16 protein-coding genes are annotated in these 20,335 nt (G+C 58.7%); 4 read left to right on the top strand and 12 right to left on the bottom strand.

What is annotated here, in order from left to right:
• Positions 1 to 111: 111 nt before the first annotated feature.
• From KVG85_RS20890 to tssA, 12 genes are all read right to left on the bottom strand, one after another.
• Positions 112 to 1,632, bottom strand: a complete 1,521-nt coding sequence (locus KVG85_RS20890) for a sigma-54 interaction domain-containing protein (RefSeq protein WP_217864847.1) — start codon at positions 1,630 to 1,632, stop codon at positions 112 to 114.
• Positions 1,633 to 1,642: 10 nt separating this feature from the next.
• Entirely contained in the window at positions 1,643 to 4,300 is a 2,658-nt protein-coding gene (gene tssH / locus KVG85_RS20885; protein ID WP_217864846.1) for a type VI secretion system ATPase TssH, read from the bottom strand.
• Between the two features lie 11 nt (positions 4,301 to 4,311).
• Positions 4,312 to 5,319, bottom strand: coding sequence for a type VI secretion system baseplate subunit TssG (gene tssG / locus KVG85_RS20880; RefSeq protein WP_056790879.1), 1,008 nt, complete (start codon positions 5,317 to 5,319; stop codon positions 4,312 to 4,314).
• Entirely contained in the window at positions 5,283 to 7,070 is a 1,788-nt protein-coding gene (gene tssF / locus KVG85_RS20875) for a type VI secretion system baseplate subunit TssF (RefSeq protein WP_122698730.1), read from the bottom strand. Before tssF ends, tssG begins: the two co-directional genes overlap by 37 nt.
• Positions 7,071 to 7,216: 146 nt before the next feature.
• Positions 7,217 to 7,654, bottom strand: a complete 438-nt coding sequence (locus tag KVG85_RS20870; protein WP_071172089.1) for a hypothetical protein — start codon at positions 7,652 to 7,654, stop codon at positions 7,217 to 7,219.
• Complete coding sequence (locus tag KVG85_RS20865; protein WP_217864845.1) at positions 7,654 to 8,079, bottom strand: hypothetical protein; 426 nt, start codon at positions 8,077 to 8,079, stop codon at positions 7,654 to 7,656. Before KVG85_RS20865 ends, KVG85_RS20870 begins: the two co-directional genes overlap by 1 nt.
• On the bottom strand, positions 8,080 to 9,012 hold the full coding sequence (locus tag KVG85_RS20860; protein ID WP_071172087.1) for a DUF6402 family protein: 933 nt from the start codon (positions 9,010 to 9,012) through the stop codon (positions 8,080 to 8,082).
• Positions 9,013 to 9,079: 67 nt separating this feature from the next.
• A complete protein-coding gene (locus tag KVG85_RS20855; protein ID WP_217864844.1) occupies positions 9,080 to 9,604 on the bottom strand; it encodes a PAAR domain-containing protein in 525 nt (174 codons plus the stop codon).
• Positions 9,605 to 9,615: 11 nt separating this feature from the next.
• The gene (gene tssE, locus KVG85_RS20850; RefSeq protein WP_007920274.1) at positions 9,616 to 10,023 is read right to left on the bottom strand and encodes a type VI secretion system baseplate subunit TssE; all 408 of its coding nucleotides are present in this window, start codon (positions 10,021 to 10,023) and stop codon (positions 9,616 to 9,618) included.
• A 9-nt stretch (positions 10,024 to 10,032) separates the two neighbouring features.
• The gene (tssC, locus tag KVG85_RS20845; protein ID WP_016772499.1) at positions 10,033 to 11,508 is read right to left on the bottom strand and encodes a type VI secretion system contractile sheath large subunit; all 1,476 of its coding nucleotides are present in this window, start codon (positions 11,506 to 11,508) and stop codon (positions 10,033 to 10,035) included.
• Between the two features lie 25 nt (positions 11,509 to 11,533).
• On the bottom strand, positions 11,534 to 12,037 hold the full coding sequence (gene tssB / locus KVG85_RS20840) for a type VI secretion system contractile sheath small subunit (protein WP_016772498.1): 504 nt from the start codon (positions 12,035 to 12,037) through the stop codon (positions 11,534 to 11,536).
• 32 nt (positions 12,038 to 12,069) lie between these two features.
• Entirely contained in the window at positions 12,070 to 13,632 is a 1,563-nt protein-coding gene (gene tssA / locus KVG85_RS20835) for a type VI secretion system protein TssA (RefSeq protein ID WP_056790892.1), read from the bottom strand.
• Positions 13,633 to 14,331: 699 nt separating this feature from the next.
• Here tssA and tssI point away from each other — a divergent pair.
• Genes tssI through KVG85_RS20815 form a run of 4 tightly spaced genes read left to right on the top strand, consistent with a single transcriptional unit; the run spans position 14,332 to position 20,310 of the window.
• The gene (gene tssI, locus KVG85_RS20830) at positions 14,332 to 16,356 is read left to right on the top strand and encodes a type VI secretion system tip protein TssI/VgrG (protein ID WP_217864843.1); all 2,025 of its coding nucleotides are present in this window, start codon (positions 14,332 to 14,334) and stop codon (positions 16,354 to 16,356) included.
• Positions 16,353 to 17,201, top strand: a complete 849-nt coding sequence (locus KVG85_RS20825) for a DUF4123 domain-containing protein (protein ID WP_217864842.1) — start codon at positions 16,353 to 16,355, stop codon at positions 17,199 to 17,201. Before tssI ends, KVG85_RS20825 begins: the two co-directional genes overlap by 4 nt.
• Positions 17,198 to 17,983, top strand: coding sequence for a hypothetical protein (locus KVG85_RS20820; RefSeq protein WP_217864841.1), 786 nt, complete (start codon positions 17,198 to 17,200; stop codon positions 17,981 to 17,983). The genes KVG85_RS20825 and KVG85_RS20820 overlap by 4 nt, the downstream gene beginning before the upstream one ends.
• Positions 17,980 to 20,310: a lipase family protein gene (locus KVG85_RS20815; protein ID WP_217864840.1), complete on the top strand. Its 2,331-nt coding sequence runs from the start codon at positions 17,980 to 17,982 to the stop codon at positions 20,308 to 20,310. Before KVG85_RS20820 ends, KVG85_RS20815 begins: the two co-directional genes overlap by 4 nt.
• The last annotated feature ends 25 nt before the right edge of the window (positions 20,311 to 20,335 follow it).

Genomic DNA, 20,335 nt, shown 5'->3' with positions numbered 1-20,335 from the left:
GCGCGGTCTCTCAGTGAAACCGTATTTACCGGACTGCGACTACTGCGCAGCCGGACGGGGATAAATCCCCTCGCCACAGGGTATGTGTTGGGTTCGAAGAAGTGCTGTAGCTCAACCATCAAAGTCACCCAAATTGATATTCAGGCGCCCGAGGCGGTACAGCAGCGTGCGCCGTGGCAGGCCCAGCTCGCGGGCGGCGAGGGTCTGGTTGCCGTCGTTCTTGCGCAGGCAATCGAGCAGCAATGTGCGCTCGACCTGCTCCAGGCGTTCGCGCAGATTCAAGCCGCTGTTGTCCTCGGGCATCGGTTCCAGACGCAGGGAAAAATGTTCTGCGAGCAACTCGCCGCCCTCGCAGAGCAACACCGCGCGTTCGACCAGTGCCTTGAGTTCGCGAACGTTGCCGGGGAAGTTGTAGCCGCACAGATGCTCCAGCGCCGAATCCGACCAGCGCACCGGATCACGCTGCAAAAACGTGCAGGTCTTCTCGGCGAAATGTCGAGCCAGATCGAGGATGTCGCCTTCGCGCTGACGCAGGGCCGGCAGCTCGATCGGGAACTGCGCGAGGCGGTAGTACAAGTCCTCGCGGAACTTGCCTTCGCTGACCAGTGCCGCCAGATCACGGTGCGTCGCGGCGATGATGCGCACGTCGATCTTGTGCGTGTCGTTGGAACCCAGCGGACGAATCTCGCCTTCCTGCAACACACGCAGAATCTTCGCTTGCAGCGACAACGGCATGTCGCCGATTTCATCGAGCAGCAACGTGCCGCCATTGGCCGCGTCGAACAGCCCGGCCCGATCGCGATCGGCACCAGTGAAGGCGCCTTTGCGATAGCCGAACAGTTCGCTTTCCAGCAGGTTTTCCGGGAACGCCGCGCAGTTCTGCACGATGAACGACTGGGAGCGACGCGGACCGCAATCGTGGATCGCCCGCGCCACTACTTCCTTGCCGGTGCCGGTCTCGCCACGCAACAGCACGGTGTACGGGCTGTGGAGGATCTTGCTGATCAGCGAGTAGGTCTGGCGCATCGCCGCGCTTTTGCCGATCAGGCCGTAGCCGCTGATGCTCGGCACACTGCGAGTGGCGGTGGCCGATTCGGCGGCTGGCTGACGCAGGCGTTGCAGCAGATGCAGCTGGCCGAGCACGAACGAGCCGAGCTGGCCAAGGGAGTCGGCGAAACCCTGCAAGTCAGTGCGACGACGACTGGCACACAGCAACAAGCCCTCAACCGACTTGTGCTGATTGACCAGCGGCACGCACAACAGCGACTGCCACGGCGTGCTCGTCGCCGGCAGAAAACTGGTTTCGTGCAGGCTGCCGGTCAGGTCGTCGAGGCACACCACGCGGTTCTGGCACAGGGCGAATTGCAGCAGTTGTTCACCGTTGTAATCCGCCGGCAGGCTCGCCGCCTGACGCGGTTGCAACGCGCCGTCGAGACACTCGGCGTTCATCCCCAGGCAGGTGTGGGTGGCGTCGAGCAGATACAGCTGCGTCAGTTCGCAGCCACTCAGTTCGGCCAGGCCACGGACGAATTCACCCAGCAGCGCAGCACTGTCCGCCGCCCGCGACAGACTGGCGAACTGCGCCAGCAACGCTTCGGCATAGACCAGTGGCTGCGGCACTTGAGTGAACATCACGCCCACCTCAGACGAACTCGCAGGTCACGCTGGAGTTGCCGTCAAGCGTGGCATGCACACGCTTGAGGCTCTCGCCGGTCGCCATCGCGTCGAGCAGACGGTCGGCCACCAACGGCAGCACGTGTTGATCGAGCAGATGATCGATCAGGCGCGCGCCGCTTTCGCTTTGCGTGCAGCGCTCGGACAGGTGATCGACGAGGTTCTGGCACCAGCTGAACTCCAGCTGACGACGGTTCAGGCGCTCGCCGAGACGGCCGAGTTTGATCTCGATCAGCTCGCGCAGTACCGGCCCGCCCACCGGGTAGTACGGCACCACTTTCATCCGCGCCAGCAGCGCCGGCTTGAAGTGTTTGCTGAGTACCGGGCGAATGGTTTCTTCGAGCACTTCGGCGGTCGGCCGCGCGCCGTCTTCGCAGAGTTCGCTGATCTTGTCGCTACCGAGGTTGGAGGTCATCAGGATCAACGTGTTGCGGAAGTCGATCTCGCGACCTTCGCCATCGTTGGCCACGCCTTTGTCGAAGATTTGGTAGAACAGGTTGAGCACGTCCGGATCAGCCTTCTCGACTTCATCGAGCAACACCACCGAATACGGCTTCTGACGCACCGCTTCGGTGAGCATGCCGCCCTCGCCGTAACCGACGTAGCCCGGTGGCGCGCCAATCAGACGCGAGACGGTGTGCTTTTCCTGGAACTCGGACATGTTGATGGTGGTGATGAAGCGGTCGCCGCCGTACAGCAGGTCAGCCAGGGCCAGCGCGGTTTCGGTCTTGCCGACGCCGCTCGGGCCGACCAGCAGGAACACACCGACCGGTGCATCAGGCTTGTTCAGACCGGCAGCGGTCGCGCGCATCGAACGATCCAGCGCATGCACGGCTTGCTCCTGACCACGGATGCGTGTGCGCAGATCGGTGGCGAAACTGGCGACCTTGGCGTTGTGCTCGCGGGCCAATTGCGCCAACGGCACACCGGTCCAGGCGCTGATCACTTCGGCAACCAGACGCGGGCAGACTTCGAAGCTGACCAGACCTTCTTTGACTTGCGCAGCCGTCAACGCGGCGTGGGTTTCATGCAATTGGGCTTCCAGCGCTTCGACGCTCTGGCCTTCTTCGACTTCGGCGACCAGAGTTTCAATCACGGTGCCTTCGGCGTCTTCTTCCACGCTGACGGTCGGCTCAACAGCTGCAGCCTCGCGGGCCTTGGCCAGTTGCTGACGCAGTTCCAGCAGGCGCTCGGCCAGTTCTTTTTGCTCAGTCCACAAGGTCTCGAGCGCAACCATCTCGCTTTCGGCTTCGTCCAGACGCGCTTCCAGTGCTTCCAGCGCTTCGTGGTCGATCAGCAGACCGGCCTCGGCATCGCGGCGCAGGGCCTGACGCTGACGGCCGCCTTCAGCCAGTTCGCCACGCAGGCGCTCCAGACTTTCCGGGGCCGCAGCGAGGCTGATGCGCACGCGGGCGCACGCGGTGTCGAGGACGTCGACGGCTTTGTCCGGCAGTTGCCGACCGGCCAGGTAACGCGCGGACAATTCAGCAGCGGACACCACCGCGTCATCGCGCAGGTAGATGCCGTGGCTCTTCTCGTAGACCTGAGCCAGACCACGCAGAATGGTCACCGCTTCGCTGACGGTCGGTTCGTGCAATTGCACAGGCTGGAAACGACGGGCCAGCGCCGGGTCTTTCTCGAAGTATTTCTTGTACTCGGCCCAGGTGGTCGCGGCGATGGTGCGCAGTTCGCCACGGGCCAGCGCCGGTTTCAGCAGGTTGGCCGCGTCGGAACCGCCGGCATTGCCGCCCGCGCCGATCAGGGTGTGAGCTTCGTCGATGAACAGGATGATCGGTTTTGGCGACGCTTTGACCTCATCAATCACGCCTTTCAAACGACGCTCGAATTCACCTTTGACGCTGGCGCCGGCCTGCAACAGGCCCATGTCCAGCGAGAGTAATTCAACGCCTTTGAGCACCTGCGGCACTTCACCGGCAGCGATGCGCGAAGCCAGACCTTCGACGATCGCGGTCTTGCCGACACCGGCCTCACCGACGACGATCGGGTTGTTCTTGCGGCGACGGGCGAGGATGTCGACCATCTGCCGGATCGCGCCGTCACGGCACAGCACCGGGTCGAGTTTGCCGTCGCGGGCCTGTTGGGTCAGGTTGTGGGTGAAGCGCTGCAACAGCGACTCGCCTTGCGCCGCCGGCTTGCCGTTGGCCGCCGGTTGCTCCTGTTGCGACAGGGCAAATTCCTTCAGGCGATCAATGTTCAGTTTGGCGAGCAGCGGTTGATAGCGGCTGCCGGCATAACGCATCGGGTTGCGCAGCAACGCCAGGATCAGCGCGGCGTCTTCGACCTGGGTCTGGCCCAGCTCGAGGTTGGCCACCAGCAGTGCGTCTTGCAGCCACTGCACCAGTTCCGGGGCGAACACCGGGTTGCGCGAAGCGCTGTGCTCGACCCGCGATTGCAATGCAGCGGTCAGTTCACCGGCGTCGACGTCAGCATCTTGCAACGCGCGCGACAGCAAGCCGTTCGGGCGCTCGAGCAAGCCCAGCAGCAAGTCTTCGACGAGAATCTTGCTGCCGCCACGGGCGACGCAACGCTCGGCCGAACGTTCCAGATCACGACGGGTTTCGGCGTCCAGCGCCTGGATGAGTTGTTGCAGGTCTACGTTGATCATGGCTCACGTCCTTAATGAATTTTGCTGCCCAGGGTCACCACGCCGTCCGCTTTTTCGCGGCCCAGCCAACTGGTCCAACCGAGGCGACAGGCGTTCTGCTCACCGATGCGCAGTTCGCGGATTTCTTCCTGGCGCAGGACCAGGCGAATGTCGTAATCGAGCGGGTCACGCAAGGTGAACCGCACCAGCGCGCAGAGCGGCTGGTAACCGAAACCGATCGGCAGGAATTCATGGAATCGCTGCCAGTCGAGTTCGGTGATGTGAATGCGGAATTTGCCGCTTCGATCGCGCACGTGTTCGCCCAGCACCAGGTCTTCGCCGAGTACGCTGTTGGCACGGCCCAAACGATTGCGCTGCTCGTCGAGAATTTCCACGCGGCGCTCGATGCACTGCTCGATGACCAGGTCTTCGTGCTTGAAGTAGTAACGCAGCACGGCTTCGATCAGCGCCGCCGAGTGCGCGCGCAAACTGAGCAGGCCGAGGTACGGCAGCAGGCGTTTCCAGTTGAGTTCCTTGGCCTTGCGGATCTCGTCGCCGCCCAGTCCGATCAGCGCAAAAAGTTGCGCCGAGAACGGGTCGATCGCGCCGCTCTGGAAGCTCGCGCGGTAACGGTACTTGCGCCAGATCGGCAGCATCAGCCGTTGCAGGCGATGGTGGAACAGGTCGAGGAAATTGCGCGTCGGGTTGCCGTCCTCGCTGTCGCCCAAGGCTTGTTCGCCGTAGAACGCCGGCAGCGGCGAACCGGAGCCGACCAGACCGATCAGGTTGAAACGCATGCGCGCGCGCATCTTGCCGTGTTCTTCGAAAAACTCGACGCGATCGACGTCGCTGCGCGGAAAGCCCAGACTCGGGTTGGCCTGGAACTCGACCTGGTCGTACAGATCGTCTTCGCTCAGATGCGGGTGTGCCTCGCGCAGCCGGTCGATCACCAGCAGCACGGCCTGAAACAGCGAGTACTCGCGTATTACCTTGGTCAGCCCGCTTAAAGCAGGGGCTGCAGGCCCATACGTGGTGTCCATTGGTACACCTCTCCCTGTGTGCTTTTTACCCGCAGCTCATGGAATGAATTGAGACTGGCGTAAAGCGCGAAAAACTCGTTGAGAACCGAAGCGAAGACGAACAGGTCGCCTTCGCCGATATAGCCTTCCGGGTCGATGGTCAGTTCGGTGCGCAAACCGCGTACCGGCAGACCACGATGCAGTCGGTCGACGTGGTGATGCTTGATGTGCTTGAGGCCGCCGAGCAGGCGCTTGCTGACCTTCTCCGCGTGCTGGTCGTAGTAGCGCGGCAGGTCGTAGGTTTCCAGAATCACCTTCAACGCATTGACGTCGGCCAGCGACAGATAGTTAAGCGACATGTTGCTGATCAGCTTCCACAGGAAGTCGCGGTTCAGCGGCGGCGCGAAGCTCGACGTGGCCGGGGTGATGTTGCGGAAACTGAGGAATTCCGGGGTCTGCTCGCTGGCCATGCAGATGTCGCCGAGCTTGAGCTTTTTCGGCAGGTTCTGGTTGGTGCACATCAGCTCGATCGACAGCGTTTCGTGGGCTTCGGTGTGGCGGATGCCGAAGCTCAGGTAGGTGTCGAGGCCGTCATGCAACAAGGACGAACGCTGGCGAATGCTGTAATGCGGACGGCTGTTGGGCACGTCGAAACTCGGGTCGTGCTCGAAGGATTCGAACGGCACGTACTCCTGATAACCGAGGCCGCCGGGCTTCCAGCCAGTGACGGTCTCCACCGAGAACACACCGCAGTTTTCCAGGTCGTATTCCGCCGGCAGCAGCAGGTATTCGTCCTGCTTGCCGTCGAGACGGATCGGCAGAGCGTCGTGCTCGAACAGATTGACGATCGGCGTGCAGAACAGCTTCACGTTATCGAGCGTCGGGCGCATGCGCATGATGCCGCTCTTGCGGATGTCGAAACGCAATTCGAGGCCACGCATCTGCTTGAGCGTGTCTTCCGGCAGCGCCTTGAGAATGTCCAGACCGTTGACGTCGACGAACAGGAATTTGTCCTGGAAGGCGAAGTATTCCTGCAGGTAGCGATAGCCACGGAAGGTGTTCAGCGGATACGGGATCAACGCTTCTTCTTCGGCAAAACCCACCGGTTTCACCCGGTCGCCGGGAATCTTGAACGCCATCGGCTTGCCGCTGACGCCATCGATCGGCTTGCCGGCGGCGTCGAGCGGAATCAGCTCGATGCCGTCGAGGTTGCGCAGCAGGCTCAGGTAGAGCATCTGGCTGATGTAACGCTCGCCGGCAAAGTGCAGGCGCAACTTGCTCAGCTCCAGTTCGCCGAGGTGGCCGTCAGCGCTCATTTCCAGACGCAGGCTGAGCAGCGAGCCATCGCCCTTGACCGAGTAGTTCAGCGCAGCCAGATCCAGCGGCAAGACTTCGGTCGGGTAACAGGTGCGGAAACGGCAGCGCACGTCTTCTATCGGCTTGCTCTCGATCGGCGTATCGCGCTCAACCAACAGCGCCGGCCCGGAACGCTTGAGCGGATCAAACTGCAGAATGCTGAACGCCGGCAGCGGGCGCATGTAGTTCGGCCACAGCAGTTGCATCAGCGAATGGCTGAGCTCCGGCAGTTCGTCATCGAGCTTCTGCCGCAGCCGCCCGGTGAGGAACGCAAAGCCTTCCAGCAACCGCTCCACATCCGGATCCCGCCCGGCCTGCCCCAGATACGGTGCCAGCGCCGGACTACGCTCGGCGAATCGGCGACCGAGCTGGCGCAGTGCGGTGAGTTCGCTTTGGTAGTAGTGGTTAAAGGACACGGGGTACCTGCCTGGTAATGGAGCTCATCAAAAAAATATCCCGCCCGGATTCGCAGTCCCGATTGTCCTGTGCATGATGCGCGGTATCCGACCTGAACTTAAGATCAGGCGTGCAGGCTAGATTTGCGTAATGGCCCATACGGATCTCAGTTCTCAAGATATACATACGGCGTATTACTGATAAAAATATTCAACCAATGGGTTTCCCATTGAGGCAATGCTATCTCGAAAGTTTTCTTATCCTTATTAAAATATATCCATACAATACCGACAGTTGATGCATTCTCTGATGCCCTCATGTCCAACGACTGAGTGTCATACAGCGGTGTACGATAAACTTCTTGCGGATTTTGCCTGTCAATAACTCTCAAATAGGCCATTCCACCGAGGGTAAGAATCTTTCCAACCCGCACGTTTTCCATAACATATCGGCCGGAAGGGCTAATTACCGTTGAGCTAGCCGGGTAATTTCGCATGGCAGACACAACAAAAAACAATGAAACAGAAAAAAACACAAATAATACAGCCACCCAGAAAGCCGCCTTCCTGTACTTATGAAATATTAAATACTTCAGGCCAGCCATTATCTTTCACCCTCACCCAATGACTCGACAACGTACGGTGTATTGCTCACAAAATAATTCATCGCATGATCCATCCAACGGCGATCATGAAAAACAAATATCTTCTCAGCCGTGAGAAAATCTATATTAGGAACACTTACCCTTCCCTCGCCTTCATTTACTTGCAGGAGCAAGAGTCGGGTTGGATACAGAGGACTACGGTAAATATACTTAGGCGCATCTTGATCTGTAACTCGCAGATAAGAAAAATCTTCGCCGAAAAATAAAGACGGAAAATCTACACGCTCAACAATATACTGCCTTGAATCACTTAACTCGATAACAGCTGGACGCCGCACAGAAAGATTATCGATAAATAAATAAAACGATAGTGCCCCGAACATCAGGGTCGCTGACAAAACCAGACCTGCGATTCTGAGAGGCATCTACTCAACTACCTTGATTAAGACAGGCGGAGTTACGTCCTCATACAAAATGTCAGAATACACGGTAAAATCTCCGCCTTTTCCATAGGTCGCCCGGTACTCGGCAAAATCACTGTTTTGGATCAAGTGGTAGCGTTTACCGTCTATATCCCTAAATAGAGCTTGTACGTCCTCCCCACGCATTGCAGCGGTTCTGGCCATTTCTGCTTTACCCATTGCCGCAAGGAAATTCGACCCATTGCTTGTTACTGGATCAGCTACACCGTCATAATTCCAATAACCCAGAGGCTGACTGAAACGGTTGCCCACGTCGCTGAAATCGTAACTATCATCAACGTAATACCCCAGACGATTAACCAGAAAGCTGATTTTTCCTGAGGCAATAATAATTTCACCTTCGGCAATGACCCTCATATTGAAATTTGCAAGGGCACCCCTAAGTTCATCCAACAGAAAAACATTAGCATTTGAGGTCTGAATCGAAATTGTATTGGTATACCCAAATTTCTCAGCGTCCCGTGCACTTCCAAATTTCTGCTGATAGGCACCGTCGACTTTACCTGCGAACTTCGCCGGAAAATCATTACGCATTCGAATCAGCGCGTTCGGACTATTCCATTTCAGCTTTAGTTCTTTAAATACCTTGTTGGCGCGTTCAAACTTTAGCACCCAAGCCATTTTTACGATCGAGCTTTCTATATAGGGATCGAGTGGCTCTTTTTTATGATCCTTGGTGAGTTCATCCATCCCGCCATCTTCGGTGGCCCATGGATTGCCTTTAAACCAATAGCGCATCAATCCAGCAGCAACAGGCCAGTTTATTTTGTCCATTGCCCCAGGGATGTCTGAGACTGAAAATCGACGTGCAGTTGCCGTCTGCCCGGTCTTGTTACTCGCCGGCGACAGCGTCGCAGTTACTGTTGTATTTGCCATTTCAACATCCCGGTCATTGTTACTCGTCCACCCTGCCACAGACAGCGGAGAGCCATTCTGTACATTCTCAAGCGATCGCCACCTTAGTTTGCTGTTCAATGATCAGCTCAACAGGCTCGGCGATCTCCGAATGAATCATCTTTGTCTTGCCATCGGCGCCCGTAACACCGTTCACGGTTTTTCCGGATGCCGTTTTCAATGTGTACTCGATTCCGGACAACGGTTTTCCGGTGTCCTGACAATTGATGACGAAGTGCTCATTGAACGGCCAACTGAGCTCCACCGGCAACGGCGGAACAAACGGCGCTGGCGAATGCGAATTGCCAATAATCACCGTGCCGGATCCAGCCGTAACCTTGTTGCCATGGGTCCCCACCGAATCAACCGTGGCGGCCGGTTTTCCGTTGATCAACACGGTAGTCGCAAGATCGCCGACCAACGCACCACCACACGCAGAGGCATCGCCTTCACGGGCGGCCGCGAGGCCGTCGAAGAACACGTCGCCGGAACCGGCGGCGATCGGGTTGGTGCCGTGGCCGGGGAGCGGGCAAGCGGTGGGGTCGGATACGCGTGCTGCGGGTTTGCCAGACATCGGGGATCTCCTTAGGTGACCTTGACTTGACCGCTGCCATCCAGGCGCGCGGAGAAACTGACCTGACGCTTGAACCCCTCGACTTCCAGCAGGCCTTCGATACTGAAGGCCAGGCGAAGTTGATCGTGGTCACGCGGCAGGGAAATGACACGCACATTGCTCAGGCGTGGCTCGTAGGCTTCGATGAAGTTTTCGATAGCCAGACGTGCCTGACTCAGGGAGTCGTGCAGGCTCAGACGCATGTCATTGAGATCGGGCAACCCGTAGTCGGCCAGCGTTTGCACGCTGCCGGCCCGGGTGCTGAGCATTTTGGCCAGATGGGCAGCCACTGACGCCATGGCGCAAGCCTCAAGGCTGTTGCCCTTGCGTAGTTGTGCGTCGCCGTTGAGGCGTTCGAACAGGCTGCCGTATCCGTCCATGAGTCGCTCTTACTCTTTGTCCAGCTTGCCAACCAGCGACAGGGTGAAATCGGCACCCATGTACTTGAAGTGCGGACGCACGTTCAAGCTCACGCGGTACCAGCCCGGCTCGCCTTCTACGTCGCTGACGATCACTTGCGCAGCGCGCAGCGGACGACGGCCACGGACTTCGGCGCTCGGGTTTTCCTGGTCGGCCACGTACTGACGGATCCACTTGTTCAGTTCCAGCTCGAGGTCGGTACGCTCTTTCCACGAACCGAGTTGCTCGCGCTGCAGCACTTTCAAGTAGTGAGCCAGGCGGTTGACGATCATCATGTACGGCAGTTGGGTGCCAAGCTTGTAGTTCAGCTCTGCCGCCTTGCCTTCTGCGCTGATGCCGAAGAACTTCGGCTTCTGCACTGAGCTTGCGGAGAAGAACGCCGCGTTGTCGGAGCCTTTGCGCATGGTCAGGGAGATGAAGCCTTCCTCGGCCAGTTCGTATTCACGACGGTCGGAAACCAATACTTCAGTAGGAATCTTGGTTTCGATTTCGCCCATGCTTTCGAAATGGTGCAGAGGCAGGTCTTCAACCGCGCCACCGCTCTGCGGGCCGATGATGTTCGGGCACCAGCGGAATTTGGCGAAGCTGTCGGTCAGCTTGGTGCCGAAGGCGTAAGCGGTGTTGCCCCACAGGTAATGCTCATGGCTGTTGGCAACGGTTTCCTTGTACACGAACGATTTCACCGGGTTTTCTTCCGGATCGTACGGGTTACGCAGCAGGAAACGCGGCACGGTCAGGCCAACGTAGCGCGAGTCTTCCGAGGTACGGAAGCTCTGCCATTTGGCGAATTGCGGGCCTTCGAAGTGGTCTTTCAGATCTTTCAGATCCGGCAGGCCGGTGAAGCTTTCCAGACCGAAGAATTTCGGCCCGGCGGCAGCGATGAACGGCGCGTGGGACATGCACGAAACGCTGGCCACGTACTGCATCAGCTTGACGTCTGGCGAGCTTGGCGACATGTAGTAGTTGGCGATGATCGCGCCCACCGGCTGACCACCGAACTGGCCGTATTCAGCGGTGTAGATGTGCTTGTACAGGCCCGACTGCATGACTTCCGGCGAATCTTCGAAATCGTCCAGCAGGTCTTCTTTGGAGACGTTGAGGATTTCGATCTTGATGTTTTCGCGGAAGTTGGTGCGGTCGACCAGCAACTGCAGACCACGCCACGACGATTCCAGCGCCTGGAAATCCGGGTGGTGCAGGATCTCGTCCATCTGACGGCTGAGCTTGGCATCGATCTCGGCGATCATGCGGTCAACCATGGCTTTCTTGACCGGCTCACCGTTGTTCTGCGGTTTGAGCAGCTCTTCGATGAACGCCGACACGCCACGCTTGGCGATGTCGTAGGCTTCGTCGTCCGGGGTCAGACGGGTTTCGGCGATGATGCTGTCGAGAATGCTGTATTCGCCGCTGGCGGCGCTCTTCTCTTGTGCTGCGCTAGTGCTCATTGTGTTGGCTTCCTTGGCAAGAGTCTCAGGCGTCCGGGGCTGCGGCGTTCAGGCCCAGCTCACCGAGTACGCGACCGCGGGATTCGTCGTCGGCGAGCACGCCTTCGATCGCTTTACGGAACGCAGGTGCGTTACCCAGCGGGCCTTTGAGGGCCACCAGCGCATCGCGCAGTTCCATCAGTTTTTTCAGCTCAGGCACTTGCTCGACCAGGCTGGCCGGGTTGAAGTCCTTCATCGAATTGACGCGCAATTGCACGGCCAGCTCTTCAGCCTCGCCATCTTCCTGCAGACGGTTCGGCACGCTCAGCGTCAGACCCAGCTCTTGCTTGGCCAACACTTCGTCGAAGGTCATCTTGTCGATGCTGATCGGCTTGCGATCTTCGATTTTGCGATCGTCCTTGCGGTGGGTGTAGTCACCGATTGCCAGCAGCTTCAGCGGCAGTTCAATCTCTTCCTGAGCTCCGCCGGTGGCGGGTTTGAAGGTGACGTTGATGCGTTCCTTGGGGGCTACCGAGCCTTCTTTGGCCATGGCTTTTCTCCTTGCGGTTGTGGCCCTGGGGCCTATTCGAGTACCACTTCGAGGTCGAGGTGGCACAGCCTGCGATAAATCTCTTCCTTGCTTTCACGTACGGCGTGGTTCTGCGGCAACAACTCGCAGCAACTGTGCAGCAGGTGCAGCACTTGCAATGCAAGATCGGGCTCCCAGGCGTGCAGGCCTGAGTCCTGTAATGTCTGATCGAGGGTTTCGAGCTGGTTCTTGGCCAGTTCGTATTTCTTGGCCAGGAAACACAGCCGCGCGAGGGTGAACTGCCAGAAGAAGCGTTCGCGGCCACCGTGGGCCGATTGCAGGCCCTGCTTGAGAATCTGCACGGCCGGCTTCAAGCCTTCCTTGCGCAGAATCGGCTGGACTTCCTCGAGGGCTTTTTCCCAGGCCGGCTGGGTTTCGACGTTCTCGCTTTCAACCTTGCGCGGCGCGCTGGCGCTTTGCAGATGCGGCATGACGTTGGCGGCGATCCACGCCCGGGTGGACGGATCGGCAAACGGCGCGCCGTCATGGAAGCGCAACTCGATGATGCCCGGCAGGCGCTGAATCAAAAGCGCGAAGTGGATTTCCACTTCGCGCATGGCCAGCTCGGCGTTGAGGTTCTGGAGACATTCCCAGACCATCCTCTGGCCATCGAACCAGAACGGCGCCTTCGCCAGGCTCGCCTCCAGTTCCACCAGCAGGTCGGCGTATTTGCCCTGATCGAAACGGTCCTGATAGAGCTTGAGCTTTTCCAGCGGCAGACCGCGCAGCACGGTGATCTGCTCGGCGTTGCGCTCGGGCACCGCGTCGATGGTCATCCACAGCAGCGTGCGATTGAGGCGCAGGGCACGCAGGTCGGTGGCTTTCTGTTTCAGCCACCAGGCACACAATGGCCGGGCGCTGTCCTGCTGGGCGCGCAGGGCTTTGTGCGCATCCCGCTCGTTGTCGATCGGCGCGCCAGGGGTGAGTAGTTGGGTCGCGGCCTGCTTGACCTGCGCTACCGCCGCGCCCACCACACCGGGTGCCGGCTGGTTGTCGGCGGCGCGCTGGATCATGGTTTTCAGGCGGCGGGAGATCGGCAATAACAGCGGCGCGTCATCGCCCAGATGTTCAGTGCACGCGGCCTCAAGGCCGGCCAGGTGCTCGGAGAGCTGCCGGAACATCGGCAACTGCTCTTTGATCGCAATGTTTTCGGTGATGACCTGCTCGAGACGCGGTACCAGCCAGCCGATCGCGGCGGCACGGGTGCGGGGTTTGAGCGGGTGGACGTCGGCCCAGTTGTTTTCCGACAGATGGTGCAGCAGACCGAGGCCGGCGAGCAGCCCGGGGAAGGATTCGCGCTGGTACAGCGACCAGGTCAGCCAGGCGCCGACACGCAGATCCTTGGATTGGGTACGCAGCAGATTTTCGCTGTTTTCGCGGATTTTCAGCCAGTCGATCTGCCCGCTTTCGTGCATCGACGAAGCCTTGGCCAGCTCACTTTCCAGCGCCTCGAATTCGCTCGAAAAACGAACGTCTTCGCCCGCGAAATTCTCTTTGGAAACAGAGACTTTTGCGAGTTCGAGGTAATGGGCGGAAAGTTTGCTTGAGTAGGACATCCATGGCCTTTATTAAGGATTACAGTCATGCGCGCGAATGGAGTTTCGGCAACGCGGGACAGTATCGAAGAGCAGTTCAGCGACTCATCCAATTGAGATGTGCTCTTTCAAGTGGGCGCATCGTAATCACTATGATGGCCACTAGCAAGCATCTGATTAAACAACAAGACGAACTGTTCGTTGAGGTCTGTAGGAGATCGCCCTATATGTCGCAGGGGTTTCCCTGAGGCCGATTAATACACGACGAATTTTCCACCGCTCTGCCAAACCCTTGACCCAGAGCCCTGCGCCGCAGCCGGGCGAGTTTACCTGACGCTCGTATCCTCGAGCGGCGTGCAGGATGCCAAATTCAAAAAAAAATAGAAGTAGGACACTTCCGAAAATAGCTGGTTTGCCTCAACAAGTTTTCTGCGACAACGATCAACGCAAAAAGTGCCACTATAATGATGGCATTTCATTATTCTGAAACTTTCTCGCGCCAACAAACACTGCCAACTCGATAGTTATCGAAGCCGCGTCCTTCAGATACTTCTCGCATCACGACCAAGACTTCCACACCGGAATACTCTGACAAATTTCAGGGATACTTCTTACATCAATTAGTTTGCCGCGCCGCTAGCTTGCCCTGGCGACTTTTCATGCGCGGCGATCAGGGAGGACAGCATCGCGCTTTGACTCACTTTGCTTAAGGACAAGCCCATGTTCGGCAAAGGCCACTGCGCGCCATTCTTTCTCCATATCCCCGCCATTCGTCACGACTTCAAGGTGCTCGCGTTCACGGGCACCGAAGCCATCAGTCAGCTGTACGCATTTCGCCTTGAGCTGGTGAGCGAGCACGCAGATTTCGATCTGGAAAGCTTGCTCAGCCAACCTGCGTTTCTGCAGTTCGGATCAGCGGGCGAAGGCATTCACGGGCGGATCGAAAACGTCATGCTCGGCGAATCAGGCAAGCGCCTGACCCGCTATGAACTGACACTGGTACCGGCGCTGCATTATCTGCAACTGAGCCACGACCAGCGGATTTTCCAGCAGCTGACAGTGCCGCAGATCATCGCGCAAGTGCTCAAAGGGCATGGCATCCAGGCCGATGACTTCACCTTCAATGTCGCCGCCGGTGAGCCTCGTGAGTACTGCACGCAGTACGGCGAAAGCGACTTCCTGTTCATCCAGCGCCTGTGCGCCGAAGAGGGTATCGCCTGGCACCATCAACATTCGCTCGACGGGCACTTACTGGTATTCAGCGACAGCCCGGTGTTCGCCCCCAAATTGGGTACGACAGCCTTTCGGGTTGATAGCGGCATGGTTGCCGAACACCCGGTGGTCAACCACCTGACCATGGGCTTCAACACCCGTACCAGCACCGTCACCCGCCGTGACTATGACCTCAAGCGGCCAAGCCTGCTGCTGGAAAGCCGCTTCACCGCAGAGTTCACGCCGGCTCTGGAGGAGTATCGCTATCCACTGTTGATGAAGTCCGAGAAGCACGGCAAACAGCTGGCGCGTCAGGCCTTGGAGCGCCATCGCAGCGACTATCAATGGATTGAAGGCAAAAGCGATCAGGCGATTTTGCGCAGCGGTCACCTGTTCGAGCTGAGCGAACATCCCAGGGCCGAGTGCAACGAGTTGTGGTTGTTGGTCAGTCTCAGTCACGAAGGCAAGCAACCGGCAGTGCTCGAAGAGGCTTTCAGCAGCGAGGCGAAACCTGCCGATGGTTTTTCCCAGGGCTATCGCAATACCTTCAGGGCCATTCCCGCAGAGGTGGTCTACCGTCCGCCTTTGCCCGCGCCAAGGCCCTTGCTGGTCTGCCAGACCGCGCGCGTTACCGGGCCTCCCGGAGAAGAGATCTTCTGCGATGAGTACGGCAGGGTTCGTGTCGAGTTTCCCTGGGATCGCGCTGAACGCAACAGCGAAAAAAGCAGCTGCTGGTTACGCGTAGCTTCCAGTTGGGCAGGTGACGGATTCGGTGCGGTGACCATTCCCCGGGTCGACATGGAAGTGGTCGTGACCTTCCAGGAAGGCGACCCGGACCAACCGCTGATTACCGGCTGCATCGCCAACAAGGTCAATGCCGTCGCCCATCCCTTGCCGGCGAGTAAAACCCGCACGGTATTACGCAGCCAGAGCTCACCGCGCAATGGCGGCTACAACGAACTGTCGATCGAGGATCGCGCCGGGCAGGAGAAGATCTACCTGCGCGCGCAGCGCGACCTCGAGCAACTGATCCTCAACGACAGCCGCAGCCTGATCACTCGCGACCGCCATGAGCATGTCGGCAAGGACAGCACCAGTCTCATCGAGGGCAAGGATTCGCGCACTCATCAAGGACTGCGCAGCACAGTAATCAACGCCGACGACTTGTTGCAGGTCAGCGGCACCAGCAGCCAGACCCTGGGCGCCCTGGTAATCCAGGCCGGCCAGCAGGCGCATGTCACGGCAAGCAACGTGGTGATCGATGCCGGCATGAGCCTGACGCTGTCAGCGGGCGGTCATCACATCGTGATCAATGCCGGCGGGATTTTCAGCAGTGTGCCCATCGTTCAGGGCGGAGCGCCACTACCGGGTCTCGCACCGCTACAACCGCTGCAAGTTGAGGCCGGCCTGCCAGCTGCGATCAACGCCACGCCGCTGTCGATCGTCAACAGTGCCCGCCAGCAGGCAGCGGATTTTTGCCCGCTGTGCGAAGCCTGCGCAGCGGGTCTGTGCGAGCTGGGAGAAGTCGCATGAGCCCGGTCGAACAATGGTTGCACGCTCAGTCCCGCGCCGGCTGCGAACTGTATCTGATGCTCGACACCGACGGCCAAAGCGCAGAGCACGCTGCGTTGACCCGCGACCTCGGCACCGAGCGGTTTCGTCCGCTCTACAGCGGCACGCCGGCCGAGTCGCTGGTGCCGACCGGCCCGCTACTGTTGCAAATCGATACGGCGCAGCATCCCGCCCTCCAGACCTTGCTCGCCACGCCCGAGCGCAATTGGGGCTGGCTGGCTAGTGCCCGTCACGTCGAACTTGACGCGCTGGCGGCGCACTGGCGCGAGCGCCTGATAACCGGCGAACGCCCGAATCATGCGGTGTACCGCGTGCATGACAACCGGGTTCTGGGCCGTGCGCTGGCGCACCTGCAACCCGAGCACCGCGCGGCGTTTCTCGGGCCATTCAACAGCGTCTGCTATTGGCACGCAGAGCGATGGAACGCGATCGACAACCCGGACCCCGGCCACCATCCGCTGCCGATGGATCCGCCGTGGCTGCACACCCCGACCCCGGAGCTGATCTACGCCAACGTGCTGTTCGACAACACCCGCCGTTACCTGGTCGGCGAACACACCGAAGCCATGGCCGAGCTGGCCGAACAACTGGACGTCGATGAATGGTTGTGGGGCCTGATTCAACTGACGCACCTGTGGGGCTGGCAACAACCGGAGCACGTGCATTTCTTGCTGACCCGCAGTTTGCAGTTACCGGGATATCGGCCAGGCAAATCATGGCTGCCCAAACCCGGTGAAGATCCGGCGATGCATTTTGAGCGGGTATATCAGGAAGCGTTGTATTGGCAGGGAGAGGTAGGTCGATGAGGAACTTGAAACGAGGGTTGCTGCTGAGTGGTTGCCTTGGATTGCTGGTGGGTTGTACGACGGTGAAGACCCCGAACACGTTTACGTTTGTTCCGGATTTTCCGCCTGGATTCAAATATGAGCTGAAGGCTATCTACCTGCCCGCAGCGGGTGAAACCTGCCGCGTGCCAGGAAAGCCGGATTTCTGGGTGAGCTTCAATAAACCCACCATGGAATATGTAAGCACTGCGGAAATCGAGTTGTACAAAACCGTCAGCGATTGTCCGTTGGCGCTCAACAAAGTGGAAATCAAGGTCATCGGCTTTTATGGAAAAGGCCGAAGCAACTTCAGCATGGACTACGCCTCGATTTTCGTGCGTCCAGAGTTGCTGGAACGACTAAAGGGCACTTTCAACGAGGACGGTGCAGGGGAGTTTTATGGTGAATGCAGGTGGTCATTCCGCACCGTCGGTCCACATCGTTTCCTGATCAAACTGCTGACCTGCAAAAACATGGATGCACAGGGCAACGTGCTGCGAACGAGACCTTCCACGGCGTACACATTGACTCAACTTGAGGGCAAAACGGTGACGCTGAAGGTCAGGCTGGCAAGTGAAGAACTTCCAGCCATCGGCGATACCTGGATCAAAGTAACCCGCGGCTGGAAGCGCTGTATGGGTGAGAACTTCGAGGATCAATACGCCTTTTGCTACGGCAACGACACAAATTTCAGCACTTTTAAAATGGTCGATGGGCGGGTTTGCACCATCTATCCGGGATGCACGGAGCAAGGGGCACCATGAACATTGAGACTCCCTCGGCGACCGATTTGCGCTTCATGCAGGGCGACATACATGCCTGCCCTAAACGCGGCCATCGTACCAGCTTCCAGCTAGTGGACGAATTCGGCGACGGTAAGCCATACGCTGGTCTGTCTTACGAAGTGATTGATTACGAAGACACGGTCCATAGCGGAAAACTTGATGCGACTGGATCTGCAAAGATCGACGATCATTATTGCGGTCCGCTAGTACTCAAATTGAAGAGCCGCTATCAAGGCAGCGAAAAATCTTACACATTTTTGCAAAAGCGCCCCCACTATCCCCTTCCCATCACCGAACTCCAAGTCCGCGCCGAAAAAACCCGCTTCTTCCACAAAACAGGCACTCGCACCCAGGCAAACCCCGCCAAGGACCTGCCCGAAACCGACGCGTACTGTCAGGTCGAAGTCAGTGAACTGGTAAAGCACATCGCCCACCTGCCACCACTGGTTGCTCGTCGCGACCCTCCGAAGAGGGCGGCGCACAAGCTCATGCGATCGGCGGCGAAGTCCAGAGACTTCACGCTCGTCGATAAAACTTCTGCGGATGGCGGACTGCACACAATCTTGAGTGCGGCGGAGATGGCCACCGTCGAACTGGGGTTTTCCCCGCCGCCGCCCAAGGGCGTCGCACTGCTGCCGAACAAACACCATGTGCTGGAAGTACGGCCGATGAGAGCACTACGGCCAATGCTGTCGACAGGCGAAGCGTTCTGCGCGCTTAACCTTTATCAGCTGTCGGTGATGGCGACGCTGAGCTACACCGATTTCGGGCAGGAACCCAACACTCAACCGGTGCAGACCGACACGGTAAGCTTTCCGCTACAGCCCAGCAGCGGCAACTGGTTCGGCCACGCGCTACCGCAGTTCGACGAGTTGTGGAAGGTCGATGACTCGCAAACGCAGAAATACTACCCACTGTACGAAGACGTGCCGTATTCGAAACGCTTGGAAGTGGTGCCGTTCGACCCGAACCTTTACCCCGAAGTGAATGACCCCGCGTTGGGCGACGAACAAGAACACCCGGCCAAGTTGCACTGTCTCGATGACCGTAACAAAGACAACAGTACTGACACCCAAGCTTTCATCTGCCACCACGACGAACTGATCCTGATCAGCGTACGCGGTACCAGTGAGATCTGGCCCGACGGCCGGCGTGACGGCGATGCCTATCAGGTTCCCTTTGCCGAAGGCGAAGGCAAAGTGCACCGCGGTTTCTACGGTGGCGCTTTGGCGGCTTACCCATTTATCGTGACTTATCTGGAAAAATTCTACAGCGGGCAAAAGCTGCTGATCACGGGTCACAGTCTGGGCGGTGCAGTTGCATTGATCCTGTCCGAGATGCTGAGACGCAACCTGGAGTTCTCCCCGCAAATCGTGCTCTACACCTACGGCGCCCCCCGCGCCGACGACACTACCTTCATCGAAAGCGCCCAGTCGCTGGTTCATCACCGCATCGTCAATCAGAACGATCCGGTGCCGAGCGTGCCGGCGACCTGGATGAACACCTTTGCCAAGCCTGTGCCGATGTACGCAACCAACGCCGTAGTGCTGGGCCTCAACCCGGTCGCCGGCCTCGGCCTGCTGATCTGGGGAATCATCAATTTCTTTGGCGACGACTATGGGCATCACGGTGCTTTGCGCCACTTCATGCCCGTTGAGTTCGACAAGGACCACCGATCCTCCCTTCTCTGGGAGCCGGGTTGCAGCACGATAGTCGATCACGGCTGCGCCAAGGCCCTGCGCGCTACCAACGGCTTGCCCGAACGCGGATCGTTTCTGCGGCAGTTGTTCGACCGGGGTCACCACTCAATGGTCGGCAGCTACATCCCAGGCTGCTGGTCCAGCTTGCGCCGTTGGCAGGAAGCACTGCAGCTCAAGCGTTCGCTGGTGACCAATCGCGAATACGAGTGGATCAGCAGCGCCCTGGAGAATATTCAGCAACAGCTGCGGGCCGTTAAGCGCGATCTGCAAAACAACCACCGTTCTTACGTGCGAGAGCAGGAGCGCGCGCACAAGACGCTGATGCTCAATCAGGAAATAGACAAGATCAGCATGACCAAGGCCCGCCTGACAGCGCTGCGCAGTCAACGGGTCACTGAGACCGACGTTTACGGCAGCTATGCCGACCAGCCCGAATGGGTTGAGGAAAGTCTGCTGCGCTGGAACGCCCACCCTGAAAACCTGGTTCAGGAGCAACTGGCGATGATTCCGCCAGCCGCTGAAGAACACGATGCCGCAATCGCCGCGATGACCGGCGGGCATTCGGTTGGCGCGCCGTTTCAGCTGGATATTGATTCGATTGTGTAGCGCCTGAACAACGGGCGGGCAAAAC

Source organism: Pseudomonas triticicola, from assembly GCF_019145375.1.
GTDB classification, from domain to species: Bacteria; Pseudomonadota; Gammaproteobacteria; order Pseudomonadales; family Pseudomonadaceae; genus Aquipseudomonas; species Aquipseudomonas triticicola.
The sequence above is the reverse complement of the archived record's forward strand: the minus strand, read 5'-3'. Positions and strand labels throughout refer to the sequence as shown.